The organism is Paenibacillus polymyxa (genome assembly GCF_015710975.1).
Taxonomy (GTDB): domain Bacteria; phylum Bacillota; class Bacilli; order Paenibacillales; family Paenibacillaceae; genus Paenibacillus; species Paenibacillus polymyxa.
The window spans coordinates 5,646,041-5,671,576 of the sequence record NZ_CP049783.1; the positions used below are offsets into that span (position 1 = coordinate 5,646,041).

Consider the following 25,536-nt stretch of genomic DNA (forward strand, 5'->3'; position numbering starts at 1 on the left):
ATATCGGAAATCAGATTGAATAGTACAAACTGGTTGTTACGTTCAGTTAATGAATAGGAAAGCGCAACTAATTTTATCCAGTCGCGTCTGAATAGGGTGAAAAGTTGCTACGCAACAAATTTATTTAAAAAAGGAGAAGTCATTTATGAACAAAGCATTCTTTGTTTTTTTTCTTGCTATCTTTTTATGTATTTCATCGTCCACTACATATGCAGCACAAAATCAAATCAAAATTGACGGTGTGGCTATTGCAACCGATGCGAAGCCAGAAATGAAGAACAAACGTACAATGGTACCTTTACGTGTTATTAGCGAAAGTTTGGGGGCTAGCGTCGAGTGGTCCGATTCCGGGGTTATTCTCGCTAAGAGCGATATGAAAGTAAAATTAGCAATAAACAGAAGCATAGCGGAGAAAAACGGTAAAAAGATACTGCTTGATGTAAAACCATACGTGAAAAATAATCGCATATATGTTCCACTTCGTTTTATTGCAGAGGCGTTCGGATGTAAAGTCAATTACAGCAACCTTATAGTGACTATTACTACTGAACCATTGTTCATAAACGGTGTACAAGTAAAGGCAGTTCAACAGGAGTACCATATGATCATGGGCGGCGTAGTTCAGCAAATTCACGGCAATGCATATAACAAAACCATTTATAATATGTTTGCAAAAAACAAAGGTGAAAAGGTTGAAGCACCTGAAAACTATTCTTGGAGCTTCACTATTGACACTCTTGGGTCTTATTATAAAAATGCACAATACGATTTCTTAGACCAAAAGGGGAAAAGCTTAGCTCGTTTTGACGTGTATTCTTTAATCCAGTCCTTTCCATCCGAAGTTTTAGTCGGGTATCCCAAGTTTTTGATTCATGACGTATCCAAAGATGAGTGGTACTTGTTTAGCGATAGCGCAGCAAAATCTATTAATCAGTTAATTAATAATGCAACAAATAATGGATTTCTGAAGGTTATAAGTGATACCGTTGTATAATGCGATTTTGTCTTATTAGCGTCTTTAATAGAAAAAGGCGAATTCCCAGCTAATAGAAAAGCCTGGGAACTCGCCTTGTATAAATCCTATACAAGCTGAACTTTTTTACATAGTAAGGGAGTATGATGGGTTATTTGTCCATCTGTAGCATTTCGGACTCATAGGACTGAAATGCATTTTCCATCCCCATCAAAACATCTTTAATCTTCATGTACCCTTTAGTATACGGCTCCGAATCACGAATTTCTTCCCACATATAGTGATATTGCTTCATATCCTCTGTTTCGCATACGACGAAATCTGTATAGTCCTTTCCGGGCAGCGCTTCTGCATCAAAAAAACGAACCTGAACATGTTCGCTGTACTTCTGAATATGAGCCTGCAAGGTTCCCGCATGTTTGCGACGTTCTTCCCGAGGAAGAGCCAACCAGGAAGGGTAGAATTCCAATAATACAATCATCATATAACGCATATGCCTATCTCCTTTTTTGTGAAGTTTGAATGGATTTATCGTTATTGTACGCTGCTTGTCTGCCAAGCCGCATTAACATAGGTTAATGCGGCTCGCTGCGCAGCAAACGACTAAGTGAGACGGGGGATACACCTATGTACGAAGCTATATGGTATTGTGCAACTCGTTTGTCCAACCCGGGATACTTGAGAAGAAAGGCATCATAACGTTCCCTAGCAGAAAGATACAACAATTCGCGTTCTCGTTCCTCCTTGCGAATGTATAGTCTTTCCACGCTATTACGCACGAATCTTTCCCACCTATGGCTTGTATCCATAAGCTCCTTCAGGACATGATATGGAATTTCAATAACAACCGAATCTTCCATGGCCTCAATCGTAAAAGTGGATGGTTTACCTTGAACCATAGCGCCATAAGAGGTTACATAATCATTTTCTGGTGAAAAACCAACATTATATTCTCTACCATCTGCCAAAGTATAAAACAACCGGAATAATCCCTCCGAACAAAAATAAGCATGTTTCACAGGTTCCCCTGTTTCAATAAGATATGTACCCTGCTGAACATGCCTCACACGGGTTTGCTCTACAAACCTGTTCCAATCCTGATCTATAATTGAGGCTTGATGAGCCATTTTTTCTAATGAACGATAATATAATTGCATCTGCTCACCACCCCACAAAACGTTGATTAAGGAATTAAATTAAAGATACCTTTCGGACTATATAAGAAAACAGGGGCTATCCCTCAGGTCTGGGTAGACCTGCAGGACAACCCCCAGCGACGTATTCTATCAGGCTTCCGTAGCATCCTCTTCCACGAAAAGAGACACCTTGCGTATACCGTCGGCTCCGATCACGACAAGTCCCTGATCCGACAGGCGGATTTCAGGGATTACGACCAGTGCGAGCAACGACAGTGTCATCAGCGCGTTGTTCAGCATGCAGCCGGATTGCTGAAGTGCCCGGCTGATACTTTCGGACTGCGCAGCCACCTCTGCAAACGGAGCTGGGGACATCAGCCCAGCGATCGGGAGCGGGAAGCGCGTCTCACCCGAGGCGGATACAACCACCACGCCGCCACGCAGGGCAACGGCCTGCTTCGCCGCCTGGGTCATGAGCTCGTCATCATTACCAATGACGAGCAGGTTGTGGCTGTCATGCGCTACGGTCATGGCAATTGCAGCCGGCTCGGTGAAGCCGACGCCTGTCACAAGCGCCACCGCGTGGCTGCCACTGGCATGATGCCGCTCGAAAACGGCGATTTTGCACAAATCCTGCGCAGGATCTGATGCAACTTCACCATCACGCACCGGAACGGTCATCCGCACTTCCTTCGTATCCACATGATTTTCCGTGACACGAATTACCCGTACAGGTACATTCCCTTCCTGTACTGGAGCCGCAATACGAAAATCTGCAGCACTCAGCTCTCGACCCAAATGGACCGTGTCCATCACTTCCGCAGGATAAACAAAGCCTTCCCAGTCGGCGACCATTTGTCCGTACTCAGCCACCAGTTGGCCCGCTGCGATGGTAGCCGTCACATTCACTTCGGCTAAGCGGCCATCAAGCAGGATAATATCGGCAATCGCACCGGGAATAATCGAGCCAATGTCCCGTGCTACGCCGAAGCGCTCTGCCGTATTCAGCGTTGCCATTTGAAAGGCAGTCACGGGTTTAACGCCCTGCGCAATCGCATGACGCACCACGAAGTCCATCTGCCCTTCATGGAGCAGGGATTCCGCACTGCGATCATCCGTCACCAGCATCATGCGGCGCGTGTCGAGACCCATTTCCGTGCTGGCACGGATCGTCTCGGCCACATCATGCCATGCGGAGCCTTGCCGCATCTTGGCATACATGCCGAGCCGGATGCGCTCGGCTACATCCTCGGGCGTGACACATTCGTGATCGCCCGTAATTCCTGCGGCTGCGTAGACCGGCAGCCGCCAATCATCGGAGGCCCATGTAAAATGGCCGTCCGCCACCTTGCCGGCGCGCAGCGTGGCCTGAATTTCCCCAATCATCATGTCATCACCATAGACGACGCCAGGGAAATTCATTACTTCGCCCAGTCCAATCATATCTGGGCCCCAGCTTAGAGCCTCTGCGACTTCCGCCGGACCGAAAGAGGCACCGGTCGTTTCCAGCTCTGGGCCTGTGGAAGGCACGCAGGAAGCTACCTGCATGTAAGCAGCCAGCGGTGTCGTGCGGGCTTCGTCCAGCATTAGACGAAGCCCTTTTAGACCGAGCACATTGGAAATTTCATGTGGGTCAAAAAAACCGCCCGTCACGCCCAGCGGCAGTACAGCCAAAGCAAATTCAGTTACGGTGAGCTGCGTACTTTCGATATGACAATGTCCGTCCAGTAAACCCGGTGCCATATAGCGGCCTTCCGCTTCAATGATTACGGTGTCCTCTCCAATCGTATGGCTAACGTCTCTACCGACGTAGGCGATACGAGAGCCTTGCACAGCAATAGACATGCCCGGTAACAATTCGCCCGATACCACATTGACCAGCGTTCCTCCGCGGATCACCAGCGATGCCTTGCGCTCCCCTCTAGCTGTAGCTACCAACTCGGGCACACAGTCCGCCAGCGGTGGGCGTTGAAATACTCTTTTCATGTCCATTACGTTTGTAACCTCCGTTTATGCTTCTTACCTGTTTGGCTTATTTGCTTATGTTACTGGAATACGCTCAATATTGCCAGCCGCCCCTAAAGAACCTGGTCACTTTATTCCACTTTACGGATATACGTCTCCGATTCCTGCGAACTCACGAATGGCGTAATCTCCCCTATGCTATAGATATGCAGCAAATGCATCGCTCGCGTACAGGCCGTGTAGAACAATTTACGCTCACTCTCACGCTGGTATACTTGGGCCGATCCGTCATAAATGAGAACGGCATCAAACTCCACGCCTTTCGCCAGATAGGCCGGAATAATATGAATCCCCTTTTCAAAAGCGGGAGTTGTTTTCTTAATTAATTTTGGCTTTACTGGCAGTTGTCCTTCTAGTGCTTCGTAGGCTGCCGCGCTTTCATCAGCATTTTTACAGATCACCGCGATGGATTCATAGCCTTCTGCCAGCAATTTTGTAACATTCTCAGTTATCAGTTGATGCAGTTTTTCACGCGAGTTCACCTCGGTTACCAGGGGCTTCTCACCCTTACGGTTAAACGGAACAATATGCTCCCCTCCTGCTACCATCCCCCGGGTAAACTCTACAATCTCCTGTGTGGAACGATAGCTGCGTGTCAGGGAAATCATCTCGGTCTGTTCTGCTCCATACAGGTCATACAATGGTTCTGCATCCTGGAGCACCGAAGCATGGGCATAGATAGCCTGATTAAAATCGCCCAGTGCTGTCATTTTAGCCTGTGGAAATAATCGTTTGAAGAACGCCAGCTGGAATGGTGAATAGTCCTGTGCCTCATCAATAAACACATGACGGATGTTGCTATTGGAGCGGAAGCCCAGCATCAGCTCACGCAAATATAAAAAGGGCGTCACATCCTCATACGCTAGTTCTCCAGCCTGAATGCGTTTCAGAGTTTGCCGACTAATTTCACTCCAGTTGACGGGCAGCTCTGCATGATTCGACAGTTCGCTTAATAACGTCTCGTTCATAAACAGCTCGCTGTATAGACGGGTTGTATCCACGAAGCGAAGTGCCTTAATCCACTTGCGCAGGGGCTTTAAGCGATCACTGACCACCATACGCGCCAATATTTCTCTTTCACGCGTAAAGTCGTCGAAGGTATCGCCTTTATTCTTGGATTTCCGGCGCATGCGGTTATATGCACGCTGATAATCCTCCGGCTCCATCAGATCCATCTGCTGGTCCACCCAAGGAGCGGAGCATTCTTCCTTACCAAAGCGAGCCAGTTCTTTGAGCATCCAATCACGCAGCAGCTCCAATCTGTTCGCCAGCCGCACAGCCGAGTCAAATCCATAAAACTTGCTTGCCAATTGCTCTACTGAAATCACCTCACGTCCCTGAAAACGAACCGGTTTAAAACGCATTCCCTTTTGTTCCAGGTGCGCTTTGTAGCCTGTAATCACATGTAAGAACGTCTTGGATGACTTAAAGCGGATACCTTCCATCCTAGCCTCATACCCAGGCTGTGACGACGCTGATAGCACATATTCCAGCTGCTCAAAAGGATCTTCTAGCTGAAACTCCCGGCCCAAACGCCGTTCCAAATATTCCTGAAATGTGGCCTGAAGCATATTTTCCTCACCCAATTCAGGCAATACTGTCGAAACATAACTGTTGAACATGGGGTTTGGCGAGAATAACACGACCTGATCTGCTCGCAAGTGATCCCGATACTTGTATAGCAAATATGCTACTCTCTGAAGCGCAGCGGAGGTTTTACCGCTTCCTGCCGCTCCCTGAACTATCAGCATCCGGCTTCGATCATCACGAATGATGCGATTCTGCTCCGTTTGAATGGTGGCGACAATGCTTTTCATTTGAGCATCCGAGCTCCGGCTTAATACGGCTTGAAGGAGTTCGTCTCCAATGGTGACGCCGGTATCGAACATAAAGCGGATCTGTCCGTCACGGATCGAGAATTGGCGTTTGAGCGTCAGTTCTCCTTCCATCTCTCCTGCTGGGGTCTTATAAGAAGCGGGACCTGGCATGTTATCGTAATAAAGATTCGAAATAGGTGCGCGCCAGTCGTAGATCAGAAATTCCTCATCCTGGTTATCCAGCAGGGAGGCAATCCCCAGATAAATACGCTCCGCAGTCTGCCCTTCCTCAGCAAAATCAATACGTGCAAAATAAGGTGAGTCAAGCAACTTTTTCAAACGACCTAACGCCTCAGTGGAATGCTTGTGTCTTCGTTCCCGCTCAGACAAAATCTCAGACTGCTGACGCAAACTGGTGGACGTCTCTCCCACATCATCCGCCTCACTGAAATTGATCGTTACCTCATCCCAGAAGTCTTTACGCATATCGACGACATCGCCTCGCACAGAACCAACCTCTGTCTCCAGCTTCCGAATACGCCCGCTAATGACTGCGGTCACATCTTCTACTCTTCGTTGTTCCTCATTCCATTGCTGCTCAGTAGTCACTGACATCGCTCCTGTTCCGTTTCCTCCTGCTCCGCGCAGGGCTCCCTTGCGTACAAACTATGCTCTATTATGGACCCGGGCATACTCATCGCATCCCCCTGATCCGGGAAAATTGACTATTCCTTTGAAGCATGCTATAATGTAACAAGTAGTGTGTTAACAACTTATGCAATACGGTTTTACTATGTAAAACATAGCATCCTCTATTGTAGCAAGTTCAGTCCCTGTTCGCAACCAGTGGGCTTTTTTTGTGCTTTCTGGCAACCTTCCATTAGGCTGTTCCTACTTTATTAAATTCATTACATAAAAAAGCGACCGTCCATCTGATTGATGAATACGGTCGCCTTTTCTTTTTTCCGAAATCGCCTATCGGCTCTCTTCCACAGGATGAATATGGTCGGCCAGTCTGCTCAATCGCTCCAGTTGATGACCATAGTCGTACATCGTCGCAGCTACGATGGAAAGCCGTAGCATTCCCTCCTGACAATGGTCAAAACGTGTAATTGCATGCTTCATAAAATCACCGTTAGCCTGCTGGAACAATTCACTTTCATCCTCATTTGGTTTCAGTTTATTTTCGAATTTCAGCAGAGCGTGCTCGTGGAAACGAATCAGCCGCTCCAGATGGTCGTCAAAAAACGCATCTGTTCCCTCTGGACGTAAAGATTGGAAGTAGTGCCTTTCCACCGCATCCAAGACCTCGTAACCTTTGTGCAAACTTTCGAGCATTTGTTTGTATACGACCATTTGTCTCGTCTGACTGAACTTGGTGCGCTTGAGCTTTTTCTGCTCCTCTTCGAACAAATGATATTTATCCGAGAGTGATTTAATAGCTCCCTCCAAATTTCCTTTTTCCTCTCTAAAGACAGACTCCTTAATCTCATCGGAAATGGCAGTTCGCAGCAGCAAGGACATGCTGTTAAATACATTTTGAATCTGATTGATAAACTGCCTTTTCGGTTTGGGAGGAAAAACGGTAATGTTGATGACAAAAGCAGACACAATCCCGATCAGAGTCAGCGCAAAGCGGGTTACTGCAAATTTCCAGTCCCCTGAAGCTTCCATGACAGAAACAACGGTCACAAGTGTCAATCCAACCGTATCAGCCATGTTTATTTTCAGACATATCATAAGTACCAATACACATACCAGTCCGACCGCAATCGGCTCATTCGAAAATACCATTCCGCCCAGCAACGCCATGATTGCACCTAATGTGCTTGTTTGGAGTTGATCCAGAAAATAACGCCACGACCTATATATCGACGGTTGCATGGCAAAAATAGCGGCTATCGCTGCCCCCACAGGCGAATGGGTGTTCAAAAGCGTGCTCAGAAAAAGGGCGAGCGTCACTGCGATTCCCGTTTTTAACACCCGTGCTCCAAAAGCCACAGCCATCCCTCCTGCTTACCCTTCAAATTTATTCATACCGAATTACTATAATGAAATTTCAAGACAAAGTCCATGTTTTATTATTACCCAAAACCATCGGAGATCAGGAATATTTATGAAATGTACAGCTCCTACTAGGATACATATCAACAGAATTAACCGATATGCATCAACCTCACAAGAGGAACTTATCGTGTCATGGATTAGTAAAATCTGAGAAGAGCGCCTGTCCGCAGGCCAACTTTTACAAAACCCAGCAAGCCCGTAAACAAAATCATGACACAATAAAAGCCGGAGCCTCCAAGCGGACTCCCCTGGAACGTCATAGAATAAATGAGAATGGCGGAGGAGGAATGAAGGCATGCTTCGAGTCGCATTATTTACTGACACGTATACGCCTGACGTCAATGGCGCTGCTCTGACACTGGAACGATGGATTGGCTATTTGGAGACACATGGGGTATCTACGCTTGTCTTCGCACCGGAGGCAGATCATCATCTGTCCTCGGGGCCGGGCGTGGAGCGATTCCGAAGTATTCCCTTTTTATTGTACCGGGAATGCAGACTTGCCATCCCTAACGCCAAACAAATCAACGAGCGCCTGTCAGCCTTTTCCCCGCATCTAATTCATGTCGCTACTCCGTTTAACCTTGGCTTGTATGGAACAAGCTACGCTGCCAAACACCATATTCCACTCGTCGCCTCCTATCACACCCACTTTGATAAATACCTCGAATATTATAAGCTTCGCTGGCTTGAACCTGCATTATGGAAATACATGCTCTGGTTTCACAGACATTGTGAAAGGGTATATGTCCCCTCTCGGTCAACCATGGAATTGTTACGCAATAAAGGAATGGGACAGCTCGAAATCTGGGGTAGAGGAATTGATACCGACCGCTTCCAGCCCACAGTGAATCGCGAAGCGATATGGGAAAAATGGGGCGTTCATGCAGACGCATTTGTGATTTTATATGTGGGCAGACTTGCACCGGAAAAGGGGATAGACACGTTACTGGATTCCTATCTCCAGTTACCCGACGACGTCCGCGCAGCCTCAGTACTGGTCATTGCAGGAGATGGCCCATTGTTTAAGTACAAAACTGCAGCAGATATCGGGGTGCCAGAGCACACAGTTCACTGGCTTGGTTTTGTAAAAGGAGCGGAATTAGCTGAACTCTACGCTGCAGCCGATGTATTCCTCTTTCCCTCCACTACAGAAACCTTCGGTAACGTCGTGTTGGAGGCTATGGCCAGTGGCACACCCGTGATTGGCGCGAATGAAGGCGGGGTCAAAGACAATATAATCGATGGGGAAACAGGGCTACTGTGTCCAGCAGGGGACGCGGCTGCCTTTGCCAAAGCTGTACTCCTGTTGTACGAGGATGCCCCACTTCGCGACTTTCTGTCCAGAACCGGTAGAGCATACAGTCTGGAGCAGACATGGGACCGTATTTTTGAGCGGCTGCTGGACAGCTACATGGATGCAGCGACCCTACATCTCGACAGTTACCCTGTGACGCGAATATAACCCTCAAAAATATTGGACTTTCAAGAAACCCTGCTACACCTTTAGCTGCTTAAGCAGCTTGTTATGTACCCCGCTTAACAAAATCACCGCTGTCAGGGCACCGATGAACGCAAGAAGCATATCCCATTGAGTATCCCATATATCTCCCTGTGTTCCCAAAAAGGCCTCTGCCGCTGTACCGGTTGCCTTGGCAACGGCAAACTCAATCAGTTCGTACACAGCACTGATCGCAAGACATACACTAACCGTTAGAAAAGTGAGCCAGCTCCCGCTTCCCAAAGCCGTCTTACGTAGCAGCACTTCCCTTACAATGAGTGCAGGCACAAAACCTTGCGCAAAATGCCCAAGTCGATCATAATAATTGCGCTCCAGCCCAAACGTATCCCGAATCCAGTTGAATAGCGGCATTTCAGCATAGGTATAGTGCCCGCCGACAATCAGGATCAATGCATGTAGCCAGATGAGGGTGTATACCAGATTGGTAAAACGAAATCGACGGTAAATAGCCGCCAGCAGTACAGCTCCCAAAACGGCTGGGAGAATTTCCAGTACCCATGTAAAATAATCCGCCGGACGAACCAAGGACCAAATGAGAGCAAGCACCAGCAGTACAAGTAAAACAAGCGGGTAACGATCATTTTTAGACCATGCCGTTGCCTGATTCATACATCATCCCTCCTAAGCCTACAGCTCTATCCTTCTTTCATTACAATATGTTTGACACGTCCAACCTGCCCGTCTGCCAAACGTACTTTGATTCCATGCGGATGACGCGGGGAATTGGTCAAAATATCCTTCACCGTTCCTCGCGTCAGCTTACCCGTGGGCTGATCCTTTTTAAGCACAATATCCACCTGAAGACCAGCGCGGATATCAGATCGGTTCTGTCCGTTCATTGTAGCTATTCCTCCTTTGCCTTTACATTTTATCTTATGATGATAATTAGCCACTCAGCCCCATCGTAATCACCAGCGATGCCATTCGTCCCGGCGGCTGTTCCCCATCCAGACCACGCACATCATGGATACATAGCTAACGAGCATAATCACGAATACCATCCCGCTAAACTCCACGAAATGCGTGCGTTGCAAAGAGTCTGCCCATATGGAAGATATTTGTGTGTACAACTGGGACGGCGCAGACACAATATCCCATGTGTTTCCTCGAAAGAAACGACCAATATAAATCCCCAGGCTACTTAGCAGGAGTACCGCCAGCATAAACAACCAGCTGACAAGCCCGCCTCGAGCACGCTGCACCAACTGTCGTACGGATTCAAGCGATACAACCCCCATGGTGAGGCCAAGCACAGCTACCAGCAGCATCCCTAATACATGATTCCAAAAGTACGGATTGCCCCAAAAACGCTGCTCCCCGAGAAATGGATATCTGGCGAATACATGCAGCAAATCTGTAATCAAATAGGGTATATTGGGATAAAAGAAAAGCCAGCCAGCCCCTATGATCCAGAGCATAAATGTCCTCGTTCCCCGTCTCCACGAGCAATGGATGACATCTAGCAAAAGCGTCAGCAGCATAGGAATCCAGGCCAGCATCATATTCCACCAAATAAAAAAATAAGGGCGGCCCCCTGAGGGCAATCGCACGTTAATGATCCACAATGTACTGATTACGGAGCATAAGGCCAGTGCGATAAAAATATAAAGTTTGACTGGATAATTTAACGATCTTAAACGGTCATACATATGTTACTTTCCCTCCTTGTAACCGTCCATCCTTCCTGACGTTCCAATTTACACCTGTTCTGGACAGTGTACACCACAATGGCTTCAAGCTCAATGGAAGCGCTCCACTCTGCATAAAATGAAGATAAAAAAAACATCTGTTCTCCCGAAGTTGACCTCATGTCCCCGGGAGACAGATGCTTACTGTATTCAAGGCGGATAAGCTTTTACCGTCCTCTACCCTTGTATCCAATTGACCAATGATTGTACCGTCAATGCACCTGGCGCAGCTGCCTCAAATGCGGAGGCACCGCTACGTAAGGTCAGAAATTCCACCGTTTTGGGAATACCAGGCGCCAGATCCAGGTGGTTGTCACTGAAAATCCCCTCCTGTTCTGCGGTCAACCACACATGTCTAGCAAGTGTATTCGAACAGAGCATGAACCTACTGCCCCCACTTCCCTGTATCTCTGTCACTTCAATTTTCGCCAGAGGTAAATCCATCTCTTTCGTGCCTGCAAAATAAATTTCGCTGGAGGCCACCTGTTCACCGTTTTGTATCAGACGTGCGACCAGCATATGCTCCGTACGATCCAGGCCATTCAGCCATTGGTCGGTAGGCAGTATATGTACGATCCCTGCGCCGCCCGCCGGCTGTTCTACCTTAACGTTCTCATCACGAATAGCCTGACTGCCACGGATATGCAAAAGCGTCAGCCGCAGCGTACCTGCTATCGGCTCTAGCGTATCGTTAACCAGATGCAGTTCTTTACTCCCCTGTTCCGTATCTACTGCACTCAAGAGCACATCGGCAAAGCTGCGTTTAGCTGTATATTGAAGCGCCTTCCAACGACCAAAATAGTCCATACTCGACCAAGAGGCAACGGGCCAGCAGTCATTCATCTGCCAGTATAATGTCCCCATGCAATAGGGCTTGTGACGACGATGGGCCTCTATAGCCATTTTCATCGCCTCTGCCTGTAAAACTTGGCTCATGAGAAGAAAACATGTAAAATCCTTGGGCTGCCGCATGTACCGTCCCATGTATTCTTGAATCAACCGATTGCCTGAACCGTTTTTTTGATGTGCCAGCATCACCGCAGATTCCAGTTCCAAATCCTTCTCTTCCGCATACGTGCGAACAGACTTGTATTCAGGAAAGGACTGAAAACCATACTCACTCATAAAACGGCCCACATGTATGTGATAATTCTCAAACGGCTCAGACGCATGCCATACTCCCCAATAATGAATGTCTCCTGCTGTTGAGGACGGATGAGCATGCTGGTTTCGATCTCCGGTCAGGTCAATTAGCGGTGAGGAGGGCCAATATGCCGTCTGCGGAGCCCAGGTATTTACCGCCTCCGGTAAAATCCGGTGAAAGAGCGTCTCATAATCATCCCATAGGCGTTCCCGTTGCTCAGGCGTGTAGGCCTTTTTCCAGCCCCAGCCCGCATTTTCTTCATAATGGGCCCACGCAGAATCAATCTCATTATTGCCGCACCATAACGCAATGCAAGGATGATGGCGCAATCGCTTGATGTTATCTTCGGCTTCCTGCGTCACATTGTCCAAAAAAGCCTGATCCCCCGGATACATGCTGCATGCGAACATAAAATCTTGCCACACGAGCAAGCCGTGTTCATCACACAAGTCATAAAATACGTCTTGTTCATAAATACCGCCACCCCACACCCGCAACATATTCATATTGGAGGCGGCTGCACTGGCAATTTCATGCCGATATCGTTCCAACGTAACTTCGGCAGCAAAGCTGTCATTCGGAATATGGTTGGCTCCTTTAGTAAACACGGGGATTCCATTCAGTTCAAAATAGAAGCTTTCGCCTGCCGTATCCCGCTCACGTACAAGACGAATCGATCGCAGTCCCGTTTTCACTGATTTTTCCGCAATCACCGCTTCCTGTGCCTGCTCCTTCAATTCGGCTACAAACGTATACTGATGCGGCTCTCCCAGTCCACGACACCACCACAGCTTCGGCTCCTTTATCACCAGCCCCAGCTCCACTGTTTGCTTTCCCTTCCGCAGGCGAACCGGTTTGGACCATACCCCGCCGTCAACAGAAATACACAACTCGACATCTCTAATCTCATCTGCATTTTCAATCTCTACTACTGCCGCGAGTTCAGCCCTCTCCGTACTCACTTCGTCCTGTCGAATAAACAGGTCTCTCATAGTCAGACCAGACCAAGCTTCAAGCCGAACCTCTCTCCAGATCCCGCTCGTCACCAGCCTTGGTCCCCAATCCCAGCCATAGTGATAGGGAGCCTTACGAGCGAAAACGCTTACTTTTTTATCGGACAAGCCACCTATCTCGGACTGATCATTCGGTGCGGGAAGTCCATAGCCCAACCTTTCCAGCTTAGGCACATCTTCCGTAATCGGAGAGCGAAAATGGATTTCAAGCCGATTTTTCCCTTGCTGAACAAATGCCTTCACATCCTGTCTCCATACCCGAAACATATTATTGGCCGATAAGACAGCTTGACCATTTACTCTTACATCTGCGTATGTGTCCAGGCCTTCCAACACCAGCTCTACACATTGACATTGAAGCTGATTTGCATCTATCTCAAAATAGGCTTCGTATATCCAATCCTGCTTATCAACCCACTGTACCTCTATCTCGTTCATACCGATAAAAGGGTCAGGAATTTTACCATGTTGCAAAAGATCGGTATGCACACAACCCGGCACTTTCGCACTGAGCCACTCATCAGTTTGTGCTTCCCTAAACCTCCAGCCATCCAATCCTATTACATTAATCATCGTCGCAAGCCTCCCTATAAGGATGATTGGGAACATCTGGATCACTCATTAACATAACAAAAATAACATTAAGCTAACAAGTTAGTCAATTGTTTTTTTGGAACAACCGGTAAAACACAAAATAAAAGTCGCCCTCTACCCCTAAACAGGCTAAAAGCGACTTCCCTCGTCTTCACTGCGGATCGAATTCATCCCACATATCCGCACATCAACTATATTTAATTGTGCTAAAGGAACGATCACGATCATCATTTTCCCGGCTGATCCGTGGCGCGTGAACTTCCCGTATGAGTAGATCAGCGTGCAGCAGCTTTTTTTCCACAGGCGAGCTTGGATTCATGATGCGCCATAATAACTGGTCCACCGCTCGCATCCCCAACAGTTCCTTATCCACTCTCACCGTGGCATAGATCGGCATTTGATCATTCGTATCGTCAAACCCAGTCACCCCGCACCGCCTCGGAACGTCAATCCCCTTTCCTTTCAGCACTTCCACGACTTGCGAAGCAGTCACGTCATTAGCGCAAACAAAAACCTCTGGCAGCTCATCCTCGGGCAACTTGTCCATTTCCTCGGCAAGTGCCTGCGCTCCCCCATAAATAAGGGCTTTGTTCTGCCGTAATTCTACTCCGCTCATTTCCAGTGCGGACCGAAAAGCTTCCCAACGTTCATAGAAACTGTGAGCGTCGTCAATATGACCCACAAACTGAAAGTGGGCATAACCCCTACACAGCAAATCCTTCATTAATTCATTCATGCATGTGCGATTATCCGTAAACACCGCATCACTTAAAAATGCAGAGTCCCAATGATCCACCATGACGACTGGAATACCCATTCGATAAATGTTCAGCAACAACGTAGTTGAAATTGTTCCTACTGTGATAATCCCTTTAATGGCCTCCGGGTTCAGCAAAGAAAACATATCATCAGTTGAAGGCTCCGTTAACGTGATCATATCCAATCCCTTGCGGTTCAGACGCTCGGAAATCCCTTCAAATACAGGTCCCCAGTACCTGGACTCCCGATTCTGGTGTCGAATATTCGGAAATAACACCAGCACGGTACCCGACCATTCTCTGGCATCTGTGTCCCGAGGCTCTACCCCGGTCATTTTGGGATGACTGCGAAAATAACCCATCTGGGCAGCAAGCTTAACCAGCAGCGCCCTCGTCTCTTCACTTACACCGGGTTTGCCTGACAGTGCACGTGAAACAGCGAACTTTGAAACACCCGCCGCATCCGCAATTTCCTGCAATGTTACTTTTCCACGCATCTCCTCACCCAACCCTATTCGAAATCTTTTTCTACCTTAGTCTTCTAAATATACAGGTATGCCTATAAACTGGTACCATCGTAGCATACTTTGTTTTAGATCATCAAACGATGGATTTGCACAAATCCACACCTTTCATTAAATATGTTTGCTTAATAAAAAACAAAACACATAACAAATAAACATAAATAACTTGACGTAAGGTTCTTTATTTCCTACAATTTACTAATGAAAGCACTTACATTATGTAAATCATACTTATTAAGGGGGATTTGCAGATGCTCACGAACAGGTCGGTACAACAATGCTCCATCCTGCTTCTGGCTTTGCTGCTGCTCGTTACAACGGGCTGCGCGAATAGCAAAGGCAGTACGGCAGAAAAGGAAGACCCCGATGACACCAGTCCCATTACATTAACGTTCTTTGGCGGTGACTCAAGCTCCAACTGGAATAACATGAAGGACGCTGTCGGGCAGGAAATTATCAAGAAAACGGGTGTTACACTAAATGCCGAACATGCTGTTAACGGTCGAGGTGAGGAAAAGTTTGCCTTAATGGCTGCTAGCGGAGAGTACCCTGATCTCGTGTACCCCAAAGGAGACATTGGAAAGCTGGTCGATGCCGGAGCACTCATTGACTTAACCGACCTGATTGATAAATACGGTCCTAACATTAAGAAAGTGTATGGAGATTATTTTAATCGTATTAAATACAGTAGTGAAGATCCCGCCATTTACACCATCCCAACCAATTTGGGCGTAGATCACATCGCGTTTGATGCACAAGCAGGCTTCGAAATCCAGCATCAAGCCCTTAAGAAACTCGGATACCCCAAAATTCGCACCGTTCAAGATTTTGAAAAAGCACTTAAAGACTATGTCGCCAAATACCCTACTACCAATGGCCAGCCTACCATCCCCTTATCACTCGATGCCGAGGACTGGAAAATGCAGATTACTGTGACAAACCCGGCAGTTACAGCTACAGGTGGACCAGACGATGGAGAATATTATATTGATCCTAAAACACACAAAGCCATTCTTCACTACAAACGCCCGGAGGAGCGAGAGTATTTTCGTTGGTTAAACCATATGTACAATGAAGGTCTGTTGGATAGGGATACTTTTGTACAAAAAAGTGATCAATACAAATCCAAAATCGCCGCAGGTCGTGTCATCGGACTGATTGATCAGGAATGGAACTACCAGGATGCCGAAAATGCGCTCAAGGCAGCAGGTAAGGATGAATACACCTATTCCCACTTTCCGGTTACTTTAAATGAGCAATACGAGGATCATTCCCTCCAGCCCATTGGTTTCGATACTGCGTCTGGGATTGGCATTACAACTTCATGCAAAAATCCGGTGCGAGCGATCAAGTTTCTGGACTTCCTGGCCTCCGATGAAGGGCAAATTTTACGTAATTGGGGAATCGAAGGCCAGCATTACAATGTAGAGAACGGCAAACGAGTCATTCCTGCAGCTGTGCAAGAACGCAAAAACAAAGATAACGCTTCTTTTAGCAGAGAATCAGGTATCGGTTTGTATTGGATATGGGGACCACATTACGGCGATAGCGTGAAGGACCCTACTGGCAACTATTACACAACCAATTATCCGGAGATGATTACCGAAAATTATAGCCAAGCGGAAAAAGAATCCCTTCAGGCATATAAAGCTCGGACATGGAAAGACCTGTTCCCGAACGAAAAGGATTTTCCGGTAAAAGAGTGGGGTGCTGCCTACAACATGCCTGTTCCGACCAATACAAATTACAATGTTATTTATCAGAAGTCGCAGGACATTGTACGCAAACGGATTCCTGAGGCCGTACTCGCCAAGCCAGATCAATTCGATGCCGTCTATGACCGCATGCTCCAAGAGCTGGATCAGGCGGGTGTACCAAAGGCTGAAGAAATCTTCACTGGCCTGATTCAAAATCGTCTGAAGCTATGGTATGGGAAGAAGTAGAGATTGATTGCTACTAAAAGTATATAAGGGCTGACAGTCAAGACCTGTCAGCCCCTTTTTACACTAAACATTCTGTTTTGTTACTTTTTCTTTCCAGCTATTATTTTTCCTGGACACCCAGTGGACATAAAGCAACAAAAAGATTGGAATCAATGCAATCCCGCCACACAGCACCCAAGATATCTGAATAGGTGTTTGATCTGAAGCAAGATTGGTAAAATTACGGCTTACGACTCCTGTCACGATTAAACCTATACACATACCTAGTTGGGAAATGGCAGAATCCAGAGATAGCAATGTTGAACGATACTCATTAGAGATTCTTTTGTTCAGAAAAATTTGTTTGGCAACCGGGTACATCCCTCGCCCAATTTCATAGATTAAAAAGGTAAGCAGTACAGGATAAAACGTGTTGAAAGCACCGGCTAAAATGAGCCATATCCCACTCATCCCGCAAGCATACATGAGTATATGTACATCACTATAACGTGCGCCTAGCTTTCGAACCAAATAGCTTCCCAAAGTCATACATAGTGAATAACCCGCCTTGATCAATCCCATAATCCAAATTCCTTGTTCAGAAAGACCGACCAGACGTGGCTGTTGAAATGTATTCCCCGCCGAATTCGAAAAGCTAATAAATAAACCAATAACAAACACAATCCAGATCGACTTATTTTCAAAACCGATACGGACACTTTCCCCGATAATCGTTGTAATGCGAGTAGCAGATGTTTCTCGATGGGTAATATTCTTCTCTTTCATATAAAAGCAGCATAGAATAATACATAAGATAATAGAGACAATGCTGGCTGCCCAGGGAAGTGAATAGTTAAATGTTGCGAGGAAGGCCCCCAACAGACCACAAATAAATCCCGAAATGTACTGTATACTGTTTGAGGTTGTAAAAAGAACTTCCATGGGCTTATCACTGTTTTCCACAACCCAGGATTCCAACGAGCCTGATTGCAAGCATACTGCCAGACCCCCAAAGACTTGTGCAAACACAAGCAGCCCGATATGATCTGTCCAAACGAACACCACACTGTAAACTAGAAAACAACAAAGCCCCAAGACAACAGAAATTTTTCTTCCATACTTGTCCGCAATAGCTCCTGTTGGTATTTCAAACAGAAAAATACTTACAAAGAATACAACCAGCAAGAAGTTTGCACTTTGCAGAGAAAGTCCTTTAGCTAACAGAAATAAGATGAGCGTAGTTCCCGTGATTTCACTCATAAAAAATTGAAGAAAGCTGACGGAGTAAAATAGCTTATGTGGCCTCACTTTCAGGGCTCCTTCGCTTGCTCTACAGCCTCATATTCACTTCGCAACATCCCCATCTGAATGATGTCATAGTACTGTCCTTCCCTGAATAGCTTTTCTCGTAGTCGGCCTTCCTCCTTAAAGCCACATGCCAGATAGCAACGATATGCACGTTCATTGAACGCATAGACCTCCAGCTCCAGCCGATGCAGATTCAGTGAATGAAATGCAAATTTTTGTATCAATCGTATCGCTTCCCGCCCATATCCTTTGCCCAGATCACCGTCGCGCCCGATTACAATACCAAGGGTGGCGTGCCGATTTACCCAGTTGATTTTGAATAAATCGAGTTGTCCAATATAGTCCAGTGTATCTTTATGAGCAATGACAAAGCCCTTGATCTCAGAGTTGCCGTCAATCATCATCTGTACAAAAGATTCACTATTAGCCTGTGAATGCGGATAGATAAATACGTCGCTTAATCCATGTGTGATTGCCGGGTCATTAACCCATTGTCGGATATCAGGTATATCCTCCTGACGGTACTCTCTTAATACAATTCGTGCTCCAATGATATGTGGCATCGTCAGCTTCCTCCCTATTATGTATTGGTACTGGTAATACTCTATCACCCTGTTCCCCTTTTACGCTCCCATTAATCTCACAAACTCCAGGAAACGTGTACCTTTATAATGAACCTCCCCGCGATCCCCGATTACAATCATTCCGAAGTCCGTATCCTTCACCTCCAGCTCCTTACGCTCCCCCCTGTCAAATTCAAAGGTGATATAGTAATCGGTCGAAGCTGAAAAATTGCCTGATCCCCCACGCACTCTCGTTCGCTTATCCACAACCTTGCAAGAACGTTGGACCTGTTCGGCTACTTGATTGGAAAGACCTGCACTTATCGATTTGACAATTCCCATAATAATTACAAAAGCAATGAGTCCAAACACGACAAAAAAGATAATACTAAACGGTTGAAATGCCATAAAACCACTTCCCATTTGCTTCATCCTTTCTACAGTAAAATGTAAATTTTCCATTCAATTGCCCATTGACAAATCGTACATCCTCAGCTTAAAAAACTCCAATACTTTTTTAACATACTTACGAAAAAAAAGTTCTTTCGCTCTTTTCCGCACCCTGCTTGGACTTACACCCGATCTGGGTCCTCTGAGCCTCTCTAGACCGATTGACAAAACTATATATAGATATAAAATAGAGAATGTACTCTAAATATAGTGTAAAAAACGTATTTATGCCCGATATCTTGAAGATAAAGGTATGAAAATACATGTAAATATAGAGTCAAAAATCTTAAATGGCGCAGCCAGCAAGGGATTACAGCTATGATGGTCTCTTGGCAATGCCGTTTTCTTTTTTTCGTTAATTGTTAAGGAGGTTGCACACCATGCTGATTGCTTATGATTCCAAGACCGGCAATGTAAAAAGATTTATAAACAAGCTCAAGCTTCCGGCGGTTCAGATTGAGGAGCAAATGACTATAGAAGAACCTTACGTACTCATTACATATACAACCGGGTTTGGGCAGATACCTGAGAGGGTATCTTCATTTTTGAAAAAAAATGCACAAAACCTTGTTGGTGTAGCTGCAAGCGGCAACCGTAACTGGGGTGAGAAATTTGCCAAAAGTGCGGATTTGATTGCCGACCATTATAATGTCCCCGTGATTAGCAAATTTGAATTATCTGGAACGTTCGGAGATGTGGAGCGTTTTAAACAGGAGGTGAGCCGAGTTGCGGCATATTGAATTGAACAACATGTTGATGAAACGCGATACAGACGGCTTTTTCCAATTGGAAAAGGACCAAGAGGCTGTAGCAGAATTTATGAAGGAAGTTCAAGAACGGAGTTTGAAGTTTGCTGACACAGCTGCTCAAGTGCTGTATATGATTGAGAATGATTATTACGAAAATTTCTATAACAGCTATACAGCTGATGAAATTAATGATATTTTCCATATCACTCATAGCTATAATTTTAAATTCCCTTCCTATATGGCAGCATCCAAGTTTTATACTGATTATGCAATGAAGAGTAACGACCGTAAAGTCTATCTGGAACACTACCCTGACCGGGTGGCTGCTGTCGCCCTGCATTTGGGACGCGGTAACGCCGATACGGCGCGCCTGTTGTCCCGCTCGATGATGGAGCAACGTCTTCAGCCAGCTACACCAACCTTCCTGAACGCTGGCAAAAGCCGCCGTGGGGAATTGGTGTCCTGCTTCTTGCTCGAAATGGATGACTCTCTGAACTCAATCAACTATGTATTGAACACTTGCATGCAATTGTCCAAAATTGGCGGCGGTGTTGCAGTTAACCTGTCGAAACTGCGGTCACGCGGCGAGGCGATTAAAGGTGTTGAAGGCGCAGCAAAAGGCATTATGCCTGTGCTGAAGCTGATGGAAGATGGTTTCTCCTACGCAGATCAAATGGGTCAACGTAAAGGCTCTGGCGCTGCCTATTACAACATTTTCGGATGGGACGTACTGGAGTTCCTGGATAGTAAAAAAATCAATGCTGATGAAAGAGTACGTCTCAAGACACTTTCGATCGGATTGCTGGTGCCAAACCGCTTTTACAAGCTGGCACAGGATAATGAACCGCTGCATGTATTTGCACCTTATAGTGTGTTCAAGGCTTATGGAACACATTTGGACGACATGGATCTTGATGAAATGTACGATACGCTGCTCGCTGACGATCGAGTGAAGAAAAAAATAGCGATGAGCGCACGTGATATGCTGACGAAAATTGCCATGATTCAGTTGGAGTCTGGCTATCCATATATTATGAACAAAAGTAACGCAAATCAGGCGCATGCTCTTAAAAACGTGGGCCAAGTCAAGATGTCGAACCTATGTACGGAAATCTTCCAGTTGCAGGAGACTTCCGAGATTACAGATTATGGACAACAGGATATCATTCGCCGGGATGTAAGCTGTAACCTGGCTTCCCTGAACATTGTAAATGTGATGGAACACGGCAAAATCCGTGAGTCCGTTCATGAGGGTATGATTGCTCTTACCTCGGTCAGCGATATGACCCAAGTAGCTAATGCCCCAGGTGTTGCAAAAGCGAACCGTGAAATGCATTCCGTTGGTCTGGGTGTAATGAATCTGCACGGCTACCTTGCCAAGAATAAAATTGCATATGAAAGCAATGAAGCGAAGGATTTTGTCCGTACCTTCTTCATGACGATGAACTATCATTCTATTGAAAAGAGTATGGAAATCGCAAAAGCAGCCGGACAAAGCTTCTATGGATTTGAGGAGTCCGATTATGCGACAGGTCTATATTTTGACCGATATCTGAACACGGATTATCGTCCAACAACGGCACGTGTGCAAGAATTGTTCAAGGACATTTATATTCCAACTCAAGCGGATTGGGACAAACTAAAAGCAGACGTCAAGAAGAACGGTCTGTATCACGCTTATCGTATGGCGATTGCTCCTACTGCCAGCATTTCGTACATTCAAAATGCAACGTCCAGCGTTATGCCAATTGTTGAGCAAATCGAGACTCGTACCTATGCGAATTCGACGACTTACTATCCGATGCCGTATTTGCAAAAGGATAATGTATTCTTTTACAAATCCGCTTATCAAATGGACCAATTCAAAGTGCTTGATCTGATTGCCGAAATCCAGCCTCACGTGGACCAAGGAATTTCGACTGTACTTCACGTGAACAGTGACGTGACTACGCGTCAGTTAGCACGTTGCTATCTGTATGCCGCACATAAAGGACTTAAATCGTTATACTACACACGTACCAAAAAACTGTCTGTGGAAGAGTGCCTCACTTGCTCCATCTAATGCATATATGGTAACAAGCTATAAAATTAAATTAGATTTTGAATAGATATGAATGCTTGGCATTAGAAGCTGTATCCAGCGCGTGGTTCAGACCTTTACAGGATTGGACAAAGCCCTCACGGATACAGCTTCCGTATGTCAAGCATACGATGACTCTCCGATAACATCTCACGTGTGTTTCTAGGGAATCTCGCAAGCTGAAGGGAGAATGCTAACAATGACAGGTATACAAGCCGTAAACTGGAACCGCTCGGACGATGATTTCACACTGATGTTCTGGAATCAGAATATTATGCAATTTTGGACGGATGATGAAATTCCGCTGTCTGACGATAAAATGTCCTGGGTAACCCTCAGTGATATCGAAAAAGAAGCCTACATGAAGGTGCTGGGCGGCTTGACTCTGCTAGACACCATTCAAGGCGGTGTGGGGATGCCGCAAATTATGGAGCATGTAGACGGACTGCAACGCAAAGCGGTATTAAGCTTTATGGCGATGATGGAGCAAATTCATGCCAAGTCGTACAGCAGCATCTTTACCACCCTGGCTTCCACGGAAGAAATTGACGGTGTATTCCGCTGGGTGGAAGAAAATCCGCATCTTCAGACCAAAGCAGAAACCATTCGTCAGTATTATATGAACATCCATACACCGAAAGACCTGTATCTCGCGATGGCTGCGTCGGTACTGTTAGAAAGCTATTTGTTTTATAGCGGCTTCTTCTACCCTCTCTATCTGGCAGGTCAAGGCAAGCTGACATGCAGCGGGGAAATTATCGACCTGATCCTGCGTGACGAAAGTATTCACGGTGTCTATGTAGGTGTACTGGCACAGGAGATTTATGCAGAACTGGACGAGGAAGAACAACGTGACCTCTACCAGACGCTGGTAGGCTTGCTGCGCTACTTGCACAATAACGAAGAACAATATACCGAGCAAATTTATGCCCCTATTGGACTTGTAGACGATGTTAAAGTCTTCTTGCGCTACAACGCCAACAAGGCCATGATGAACCTGGGCTTTGACCCACTTTTTGAAGAAGAAGAAGTCAATCCCATTGTATTCAACGGCATCAGCACCCACACCAAGCAGCACGATTTCTTTTCTAAAAAGGGAAACGGCTATGTACGGGCAATGAATGTAGAGCCGCTGACAGATGATGATTTTAACTTTGGCGTTTAAGTACACATACGTAAAATTAATTTAGCAAGGCGTTACTGTAAAATAATAGGGTTTCAGAACTTGTTCCTAAGTTCTGAAACCCTATTATTTTCTTAAAACTACCTGCTATGCAGGTGATTACGGAAAGCTTCGAGCGGTAGTTTACATATTCACATCCGTTCTCTTATATAAAACGGGTATTGCCACTGCTATAAGAATCATCCCCATAAAAGCGGGTGTGGCATGACCAAGTGATACATAGATTTGACCTCCAATGATAGGCCCAATCATTCTTGCCAAAGCCTGAATAGATTGACTACCGCCTTGAATCCTTCCTTGTTCACTAGAATCGACAGACTTAGAGAGCATCCCATTAAATGAGGGCCCAAAGATCGAATCACCAAAACCAAATATAAACATTCCGGCGATAATAAGAGGATAGAATGAGAACAAAGCAGATAGCGCAATAAGACTGTAGCCTATAATCTCGGAGAACATTCCAAGAATGGCTATCTGTTTATCACTAAGTTTTTTTAAAAGCTTTGGCATGATGAAACCTTGTGAAATGATGTCTTGGAAACCCATAATTGAAAACATAAGTCCGATTAGTGCAGGCTTCCAACTGAAGGTATCCATTGTAAATTGAGAGAAAACTGCCTGTAAAGATCCGTTGGGTATCCAAAGTAAGAACGCTGAGACAAGTAGCCTTTTCACGTTTTTCATGGAAAGTACGTTTGCAAGCTGTGTAAATGGATTCAGTCTTACAAAGGTAATCTCTTTCAGTCTATGTTTCTTGTCAAGGCTCTCAGGCATAAAAAAGAATCCATAAACAACATTCAATAAAGTGATTATTGCTCCAAAATACATAGGTACAGAATAACCAAACTTGGAAAGTAATCCACCTAGAGTTGGACCAATGACAGTGCCGACACCTACAACTGCACTCAACCATCCAAAGTATTTAGTTCTCTGTTCTGGAGGAATGATGTCTGCAAAATAGGCGAAGATCGTGCTTATGCTCCCACCTGTTATACCTTCTATGATACGCCCAGCAAATAGTACCCATACAGCTCCTCCTATACCAAAAACTAAGTACCCGATTGCGGAACCCAAAAGGCAGACTAAGAGTAAGGGTCGACGGCCATATTTGTCGCTCAAAGCTCCAAGTACGGGAACCGCAAAAAACACGCAGAATGCATAAACAGAGGTCAGCAGCGTAACAACTATAGCTTGTTCTCCCGGATTGCTTGTATAAGGCTGCACTAAGAATGGGACGACAGGTATTATAATACTGAAGCTTATTCCGCAAAGAAACACAGAGATAAGGCCGAATATTAAAGCGTGTTTATCTACGGTTTGTTCTGTGGTCTGTTTATGGTGTGATCTAAATTTGAACACTTAAATTCTCCCCTCAAAAGTTGCGATTTTACTTCCTAGGAAACAAAATTATCGTATCACATTTTTTCTTCCCTGGAAACAAAATAATAATAAAAAAGGCAGCCCGTTCTCAATAGAGCCCGGCTACCTGTGGTTTGATTTTCATTATTCAAATTTATTTCGACTTGATATCTATATCCTTTTTCTTTATTTCTGCATCCAAATGCCTGCTATACTTTTCCAAGAAGCTAAGCATACTGTCAAATTGCTCCTCGGTTACCTGCTCAAATACGGCTTTATCCCGCTCTTGAAACTCCTTGTGCAGTTCCTCATGGATTTTATAGACTACTTTCCCTTGCTCAGTAAGCCTAAAATAAATTTCTTTCTTGTTATCCGGCTTCTGGTAGCTTTCGATAAGGCCTTTTTTTATGAGCTTCTTAGTTATTTTACTTATGGCACCGCTAGTCATATAAAGGGACTCCGCAAGTGTTGTCACGTTGGAATCTACATTTTTTTCAATGTATTCCATGCAATGTACTTCAGAAGGCTTATAACCCTTAAGACTGTCTTCCATCTTGTCCTTATTAAGCCAAACCATCTTGTTATATAAGTCCCTGAAACCCATTATGACCTGTTCTTTTTTGTTCATGGACTGTCCTCCCACCCGTTGGTGCATTAACAA

The 25,536-nt window shown here is 45.7% G+C and carries 21 protein-coding genes; 6 read left to right on the plus strand and 15 right to left on the minus strand.

Annotated features, from left to right (window positions below; translation table 11 throughout):
* The first annotated feature begins 145 nt into the window (after positions 1-145).
* Positions 146-994 (plus strand): copper amine oxidase N-terminal domain-containing protein, encoded by an 849-nt coding sequence (locus G7035_RS25605; protein WP_019686952.1) that lies wholly within the window; start codon positions 146-148, stop codon positions 992-994.
* Positions 995-1,124: 130 nt separating this feature from the next.
* Here G7035_RS25605 and G7035_RS25610 read toward each other — a convergent pair whose 3' ends face one another.
* From G7035_RS25610 to G7035_RS25630, 5 genes are all read right to left on the minus strand, one after another.
* Positions 1,125-1,466 carry a darcynin family protein gene (locus G7035_RS25610; RefSeq protein WP_019686951.1) on the minus strand — a complete coding sequence of 114 codons (342 nt, stop codon included), beginning with the start codon at positions 1,464-1,466 and terminating at the stop codon, positions 1,125-1,127.
* Positions 1,467-1,548: 82 nt separating this feature from the next.
* Positions 1,549-2,130 carry a Crp/Fnr family transcriptional regulator gene (locus G7035_RS25615; protein ID WP_019686950.1) on the minus strand — a complete coding sequence of 194 codons (582 nt, stop codon included), beginning with the start codon at positions 2,128-2,130 and terminating at the stop codon, positions 1,549-1,551.
* A 129-nt stretch (positions 2,131-2,259) separates the two neighbouring features.
* The gene (locus G7035_RS25620) at positions 2,260-4,101 is read right to left on the minus strand and encodes an adenine deaminase (RefSeq protein WP_019686949.1); all 1,842 of its coding nucleotides are present in this window, start codon (positions 4,099-4,101) and stop codon (positions 2,260-2,262) included.
* Between the two features lie 104 nt (positions 4,102-4,205).
* Positions 4,206-6,566: an RNA polymerase recycling motor HelD gene (gene helD, locus G7035_RS25625; protein ID WP_206703914.1), complete on the minus strand. Its 2,361-nt coding sequence runs from the start codon at positions 6,564-6,566 to the stop codon at positions 4,206-4,208.
* Between the two features lie 360 nt (positions 6,567-6,926).
* Positions 6,927-7,958 (minus strand): FUSC family protein, encoded by a 1,032-nt coding sequence (locus G7035_RS25630; RefSeq protein WP_031463284.1) that lies wholly within the window; start codon positions 7,956-7,958, stop codon positions 6,927-6,929.
* A 355-nt stretch (positions 7,959-8,313) separates the two neighbouring features.
* Here G7035_RS25630 and G7035_RS25635 point away from each other — a divergent pair, with 355 nt between their 5' ends.
* Entirely contained in the window at positions 8,314-9,483 is a 1,170-nt protein-coding gene (locus tag G7035_RS25635; protein WP_016819191.1) for a glycosyltransferase family 4 protein, read from the plus strand.
* 33 nt (positions 9,484-9,516) lie between these two features.
* Here the strand turns inward: G7035_RS25635 and G7035_RS25640 are convergent, their stop codons facing one another.
* From G7035_RS25640 to G7035_RS25660, 5 genes are all read right to left on the minus strand, one after another.
* Positions 9,517-10,149 carry a DUF2238 domain-containing protein gene (locus G7035_RS25640; RefSeq protein ID WP_019686947.1) on the minus strand — a complete coding sequence of 211 codons (633 nt, stop codon included), beginning with the start codon at positions 10,147-10,149 and terminating at the stop codon, positions 9,517-9,519.
* 26 nt (positions 10,150-10,175) lie between these two features.
* Positions 10,176-10,379 carry a YwbE family protein gene (locus tag G7035_RS25645; protein ID WP_016819189.1) on the minus strand — a complete coding sequence of 68 codons (204 nt, stop codon included), beginning with the start codon at positions 10,377-10,379 and terminating at the stop codon, positions 10,176-10,178.
* A gap of 69 nt (positions 10,380-10,448) precedes the next feature.
* Positions 10,449-11,189, minus strand: a complete 741-nt coding sequence (locus G7035_RS25650) for a DUF1361 domain-containing protein (RefSeq protein WP_019686946.1) — start codon at positions 11,187-11,189, stop codon at positions 10,449-10,451.
* A 216-nt stretch (positions 11,190-11,405) separates the two neighbouring features.
* Positions 11,406-13,958 carry a beta-mannosidase gene (locus tag G7035_RS25655; RefSeq protein ID WP_019686945.1) on the minus strand — a complete coding sequence of 851 codons (2,553 nt, stop codon included), beginning with the start codon at positions 13,956-13,958 and terminating at the stop codon, positions 11,406-11,408.
* A 208-nt stretch (positions 13,959-14,166) separates the two neighbouring features.
* Positions 14,167-15,234, minus strand: a complete 1,068-nt coding sequence (locus G7035_RS25660; RefSeq protein ID WP_016819186.1) for a LacI family DNA-binding transcriptional regulator — start codon at positions 15,232-15,234, stop codon at positions 14,167-14,169.
* Positions 15,235-15,512: 278 nt separating this feature from the next.
* On the opposite strand from G7035_RS25660, the gene G7035_RS25665 reads away from it, so the two are divergent.
* Positions 15,513-17,204: an ABC transporter substrate-binding protein gene (locus tag G7035_RS25665; RefSeq protein WP_019686944.1), complete on the plus strand. Its 1,692-nt coding sequence runs from the start codon at positions 15,513-15,515 to the stop codon at positions 17,202-17,204.
* 63 nt (positions 17,205-17,267) lie between these two features.
* Here the strand turns inward: G7035_RS25665 and G7035_RS25670 are convergent, their stop codons facing one another.
* Genes G7035_RS25670 through G7035_RS25680 form a run of 3 tightly spaced genes read right to left on the minus strand, consistent with a single transcriptional unit; the run spans position 17,268 to position 19,477 of the window.
* Positions 17,268-18,443, minus strand: a complete 1,176-nt coding sequence (locus G7035_RS25670; RefSeq protein ID WP_206703926.1) for an MFS transporter — start codon at positions 18,441-18,443, stop codon at positions 17,268-17,270.
* A gap of 50 nt (positions 18,444-18,493) precedes the next feature.
* Entirely contained in the window at positions 18,494-19,054 is a 561-nt protein-coding gene (locus G7035_RS25675) for a GNAT family N-acetyltransferase (RefSeq protein WP_019686942.1), read from the minus strand.
* Between the two features lie 60 nt (positions 19,055-19,114).
* A complete protein-coding gene (locus G7035_RS25680) occupies positions 19,115-19,477 on the minus strand; it encodes a DUF2500 domain-containing protein (RefSeq protein ID WP_019686941.1) in 363 nt (120 codons plus the stop codon).
* A gap of 407 nt (positions 19,478-19,884) precedes the next feature.
* Here G7035_RS25680 and nrdI point away from each other — a divergent pair, with 407 nt between their 5' ends.
* The 3 genes from nrdI to nrdF all read left to right on the plus strand — a co-directional run bounded on the left by nrdI (position 19,885) and on the right by nrdF (position 23,498).
* The gene (gene nrdI / locus G7035_RS25685; protein ID WP_016819181.1) at positions 19,885-20,244 is read left to right on the plus strand and encodes a class Ib ribonucleoside-diphosphate reductase assembly flavoprotein NrdI; all 360 of its coding nucleotides are present in this window, start codon (positions 19,885-19,887) and stop codon (positions 20,242-20,244) included.
* The gene (gene nrdE / locus G7035_RS25690; protein WP_017425799.1) at positions 20,231-22,315 is read left to right on the plus strand and encodes a class 1b ribonucleoside-diphosphate reductase subunit alpha; all 2,085 of its coding nucleotides are present in this window, start codon (positions 20,231-20,233) and stop codon (positions 22,313-22,315) included. Before nrdI ends, nrdE begins: the two co-directional genes overlap by 14 nt.
* A gap of 217 nt (positions 22,316-22,532) precedes the next feature.
* Entirely contained in the window at positions 22,533-23,498 is a 966-nt protein-coding gene (gene nrdF, locus G7035_RS25695) for a class 1b ribonucleoside-diphosphate reductase subunit beta (RefSeq protein WP_013370558.1), read from the plus strand.
* A gap of 141 nt (positions 23,499-23,639) precedes the next feature.
* Here nrdF and G7035_RS25700 read toward each other — a convergent pair whose 3' ends face one another.
* Both G7035_RS25700 and G7035_RS25705 read right to left on the minus strand, forming a co-directional pair.
* A complete protein-coding gene (locus tag G7035_RS25700) occupies positions 23,640-24,875 on the minus strand; it encodes an MFS transporter (RefSeq protein ID WP_019686940.1) in 1,236 nt (411 codons plus the stop codon).
* 154 nt (positions 24,876-25,029) lie between these two features.
* Positions 25,030-25,503, minus strand: coding sequence for a MarR family transcriptional regulator (locus G7035_RS25705; RefSeq protein ID WP_017425801.1), 474 nt, complete (start codon positions 25,501-25,503; stop codon positions 25,030-25,032).
* Positions 25,504-25,536 lie beyond the last annotated feature (33 nt).

Coding starts and splice junctions, on each gene's coding strand:
- G7035_RS25645 (WP_016819189.1), bottom strand. CDS start 10,379: ATGAACGGACAGAACCGATCTGATATCCGCGCTGGTCTTCAGGTGGAT.
- G7035_RS25705 (WP_017425801.1), bottom strand. CDS start 25,503: ATGAACAAAAAAGAACAGGTCATAATGGGTTTCAGGGACTTATATAAC.
- G7035_RS25655 (WP_019686945.1), bottom strand. CDS start 13,958: ATGATTAATGTAATAGGATTGGATGGCTGGAGGTTTAGGGAAGCACAA.
- G7035_RS25640 (WP_019686947.1), bottom strand. CDS start 10,149: ATGAATCAGGCAACGGCATGGTCTAAAAATGATCGTTACCCGCTTGTT.
- G7035_RS25620 (WP_019686949.1), bottom strand. CDS start 4,101: ATGGACATGAAAAGAGTATTTCAACGCCCACCGCTGGCGGACTGTGTG.
- G7035_RS25670 (WP_206703926.1), bottom strand. CDS start 18,443: ATGAGTGAAATCACGGGAACTACGCTCATCTTATTTCTGTTAGCTAAA.
- G7035_RS25650 (WP_019686946.1), bottom strand. CDS start 11,189: ATGTATGACCGTTTAAGATCGTTAAATTATCCAGTCAAACTTTATATT.
- G7035_RS25660 (WP_016819186.1), bottom strand. CDS start 15,234: ATGCGTGGAAAAGTAACATTGCAGGAAATTGCGGATGCGGCGGGTGTT.
- G7035_RS25635 (WP_016819191.1), top strand. CDS start 8,314: ATGCTTCGAGTCGCATTATTTACTGACACGTATACGCCTGACGTCAAT.
- nrdF (WP_013370558.1), top strand. CDS start 22,533: ATGACAGGTATACAAGCCGTAAACTGGAACCGCTCGGACGATGATTTC.
- G7035_RS25605 (WP_019686952.1), top strand. CDS start 146: ATGAACAAAGCATTCTTTGTTTTTTTTCTTGCTATCTTTTTATGTATT.
- G7035_RS25630 (WP_031463284.1), bottom strand. CDS start 7,958: ATGGCTGTGGCTTTTGGAGCACGGGTGTTAAAAACGGGAATCGCAGTG.
- helD (WP_206703914.1), bottom strand. CDS start 6,566: ATGTCAGTGACTACTGAGCAGCAATGGAATGAGGAACAACGAAGAGTA.
- G7035_RS25615 (WP_019686950.1), bottom strand. CDS start 2,130: ATGCAATTATATTATCGTTCATTAGAAAAAATGGCTCATCAAGCCTCA.
- G7035_RS25675 (WP_019686942.1), bottom strand. CDS start 19,054: ATGCCACATATCATTGGAGCACGAATTGTATTAAGAGAGTACCGTCAG.
- G7035_RS25610 (WP_019686951.1), bottom strand. CDS start 1,466: ATGCGTTATATGATGATTGTATTATTGGAATTCTACCCTTCCTGGTTG.
- G7035_RS25680 (WP_019686941.1), bottom strand. CDS start 19,477: ATGGGAAGTGGTTTTATGGCATTTCAACCGTTTAGTATTATCTTTTTT.
- G7035_RS25665 (WP_019686944.1), top strand. CDS start 15,513: ATGCTCACGAACAGGTCGGTACAACAATGCTCCATCCTGCTTCTGGCT.
- nrdI (WP_016819181.1), top strand. CDS start 19,885: ATGCTGATTGCTTATGATTCCAAGACCGGCAATGTAAAAAGATTTATA.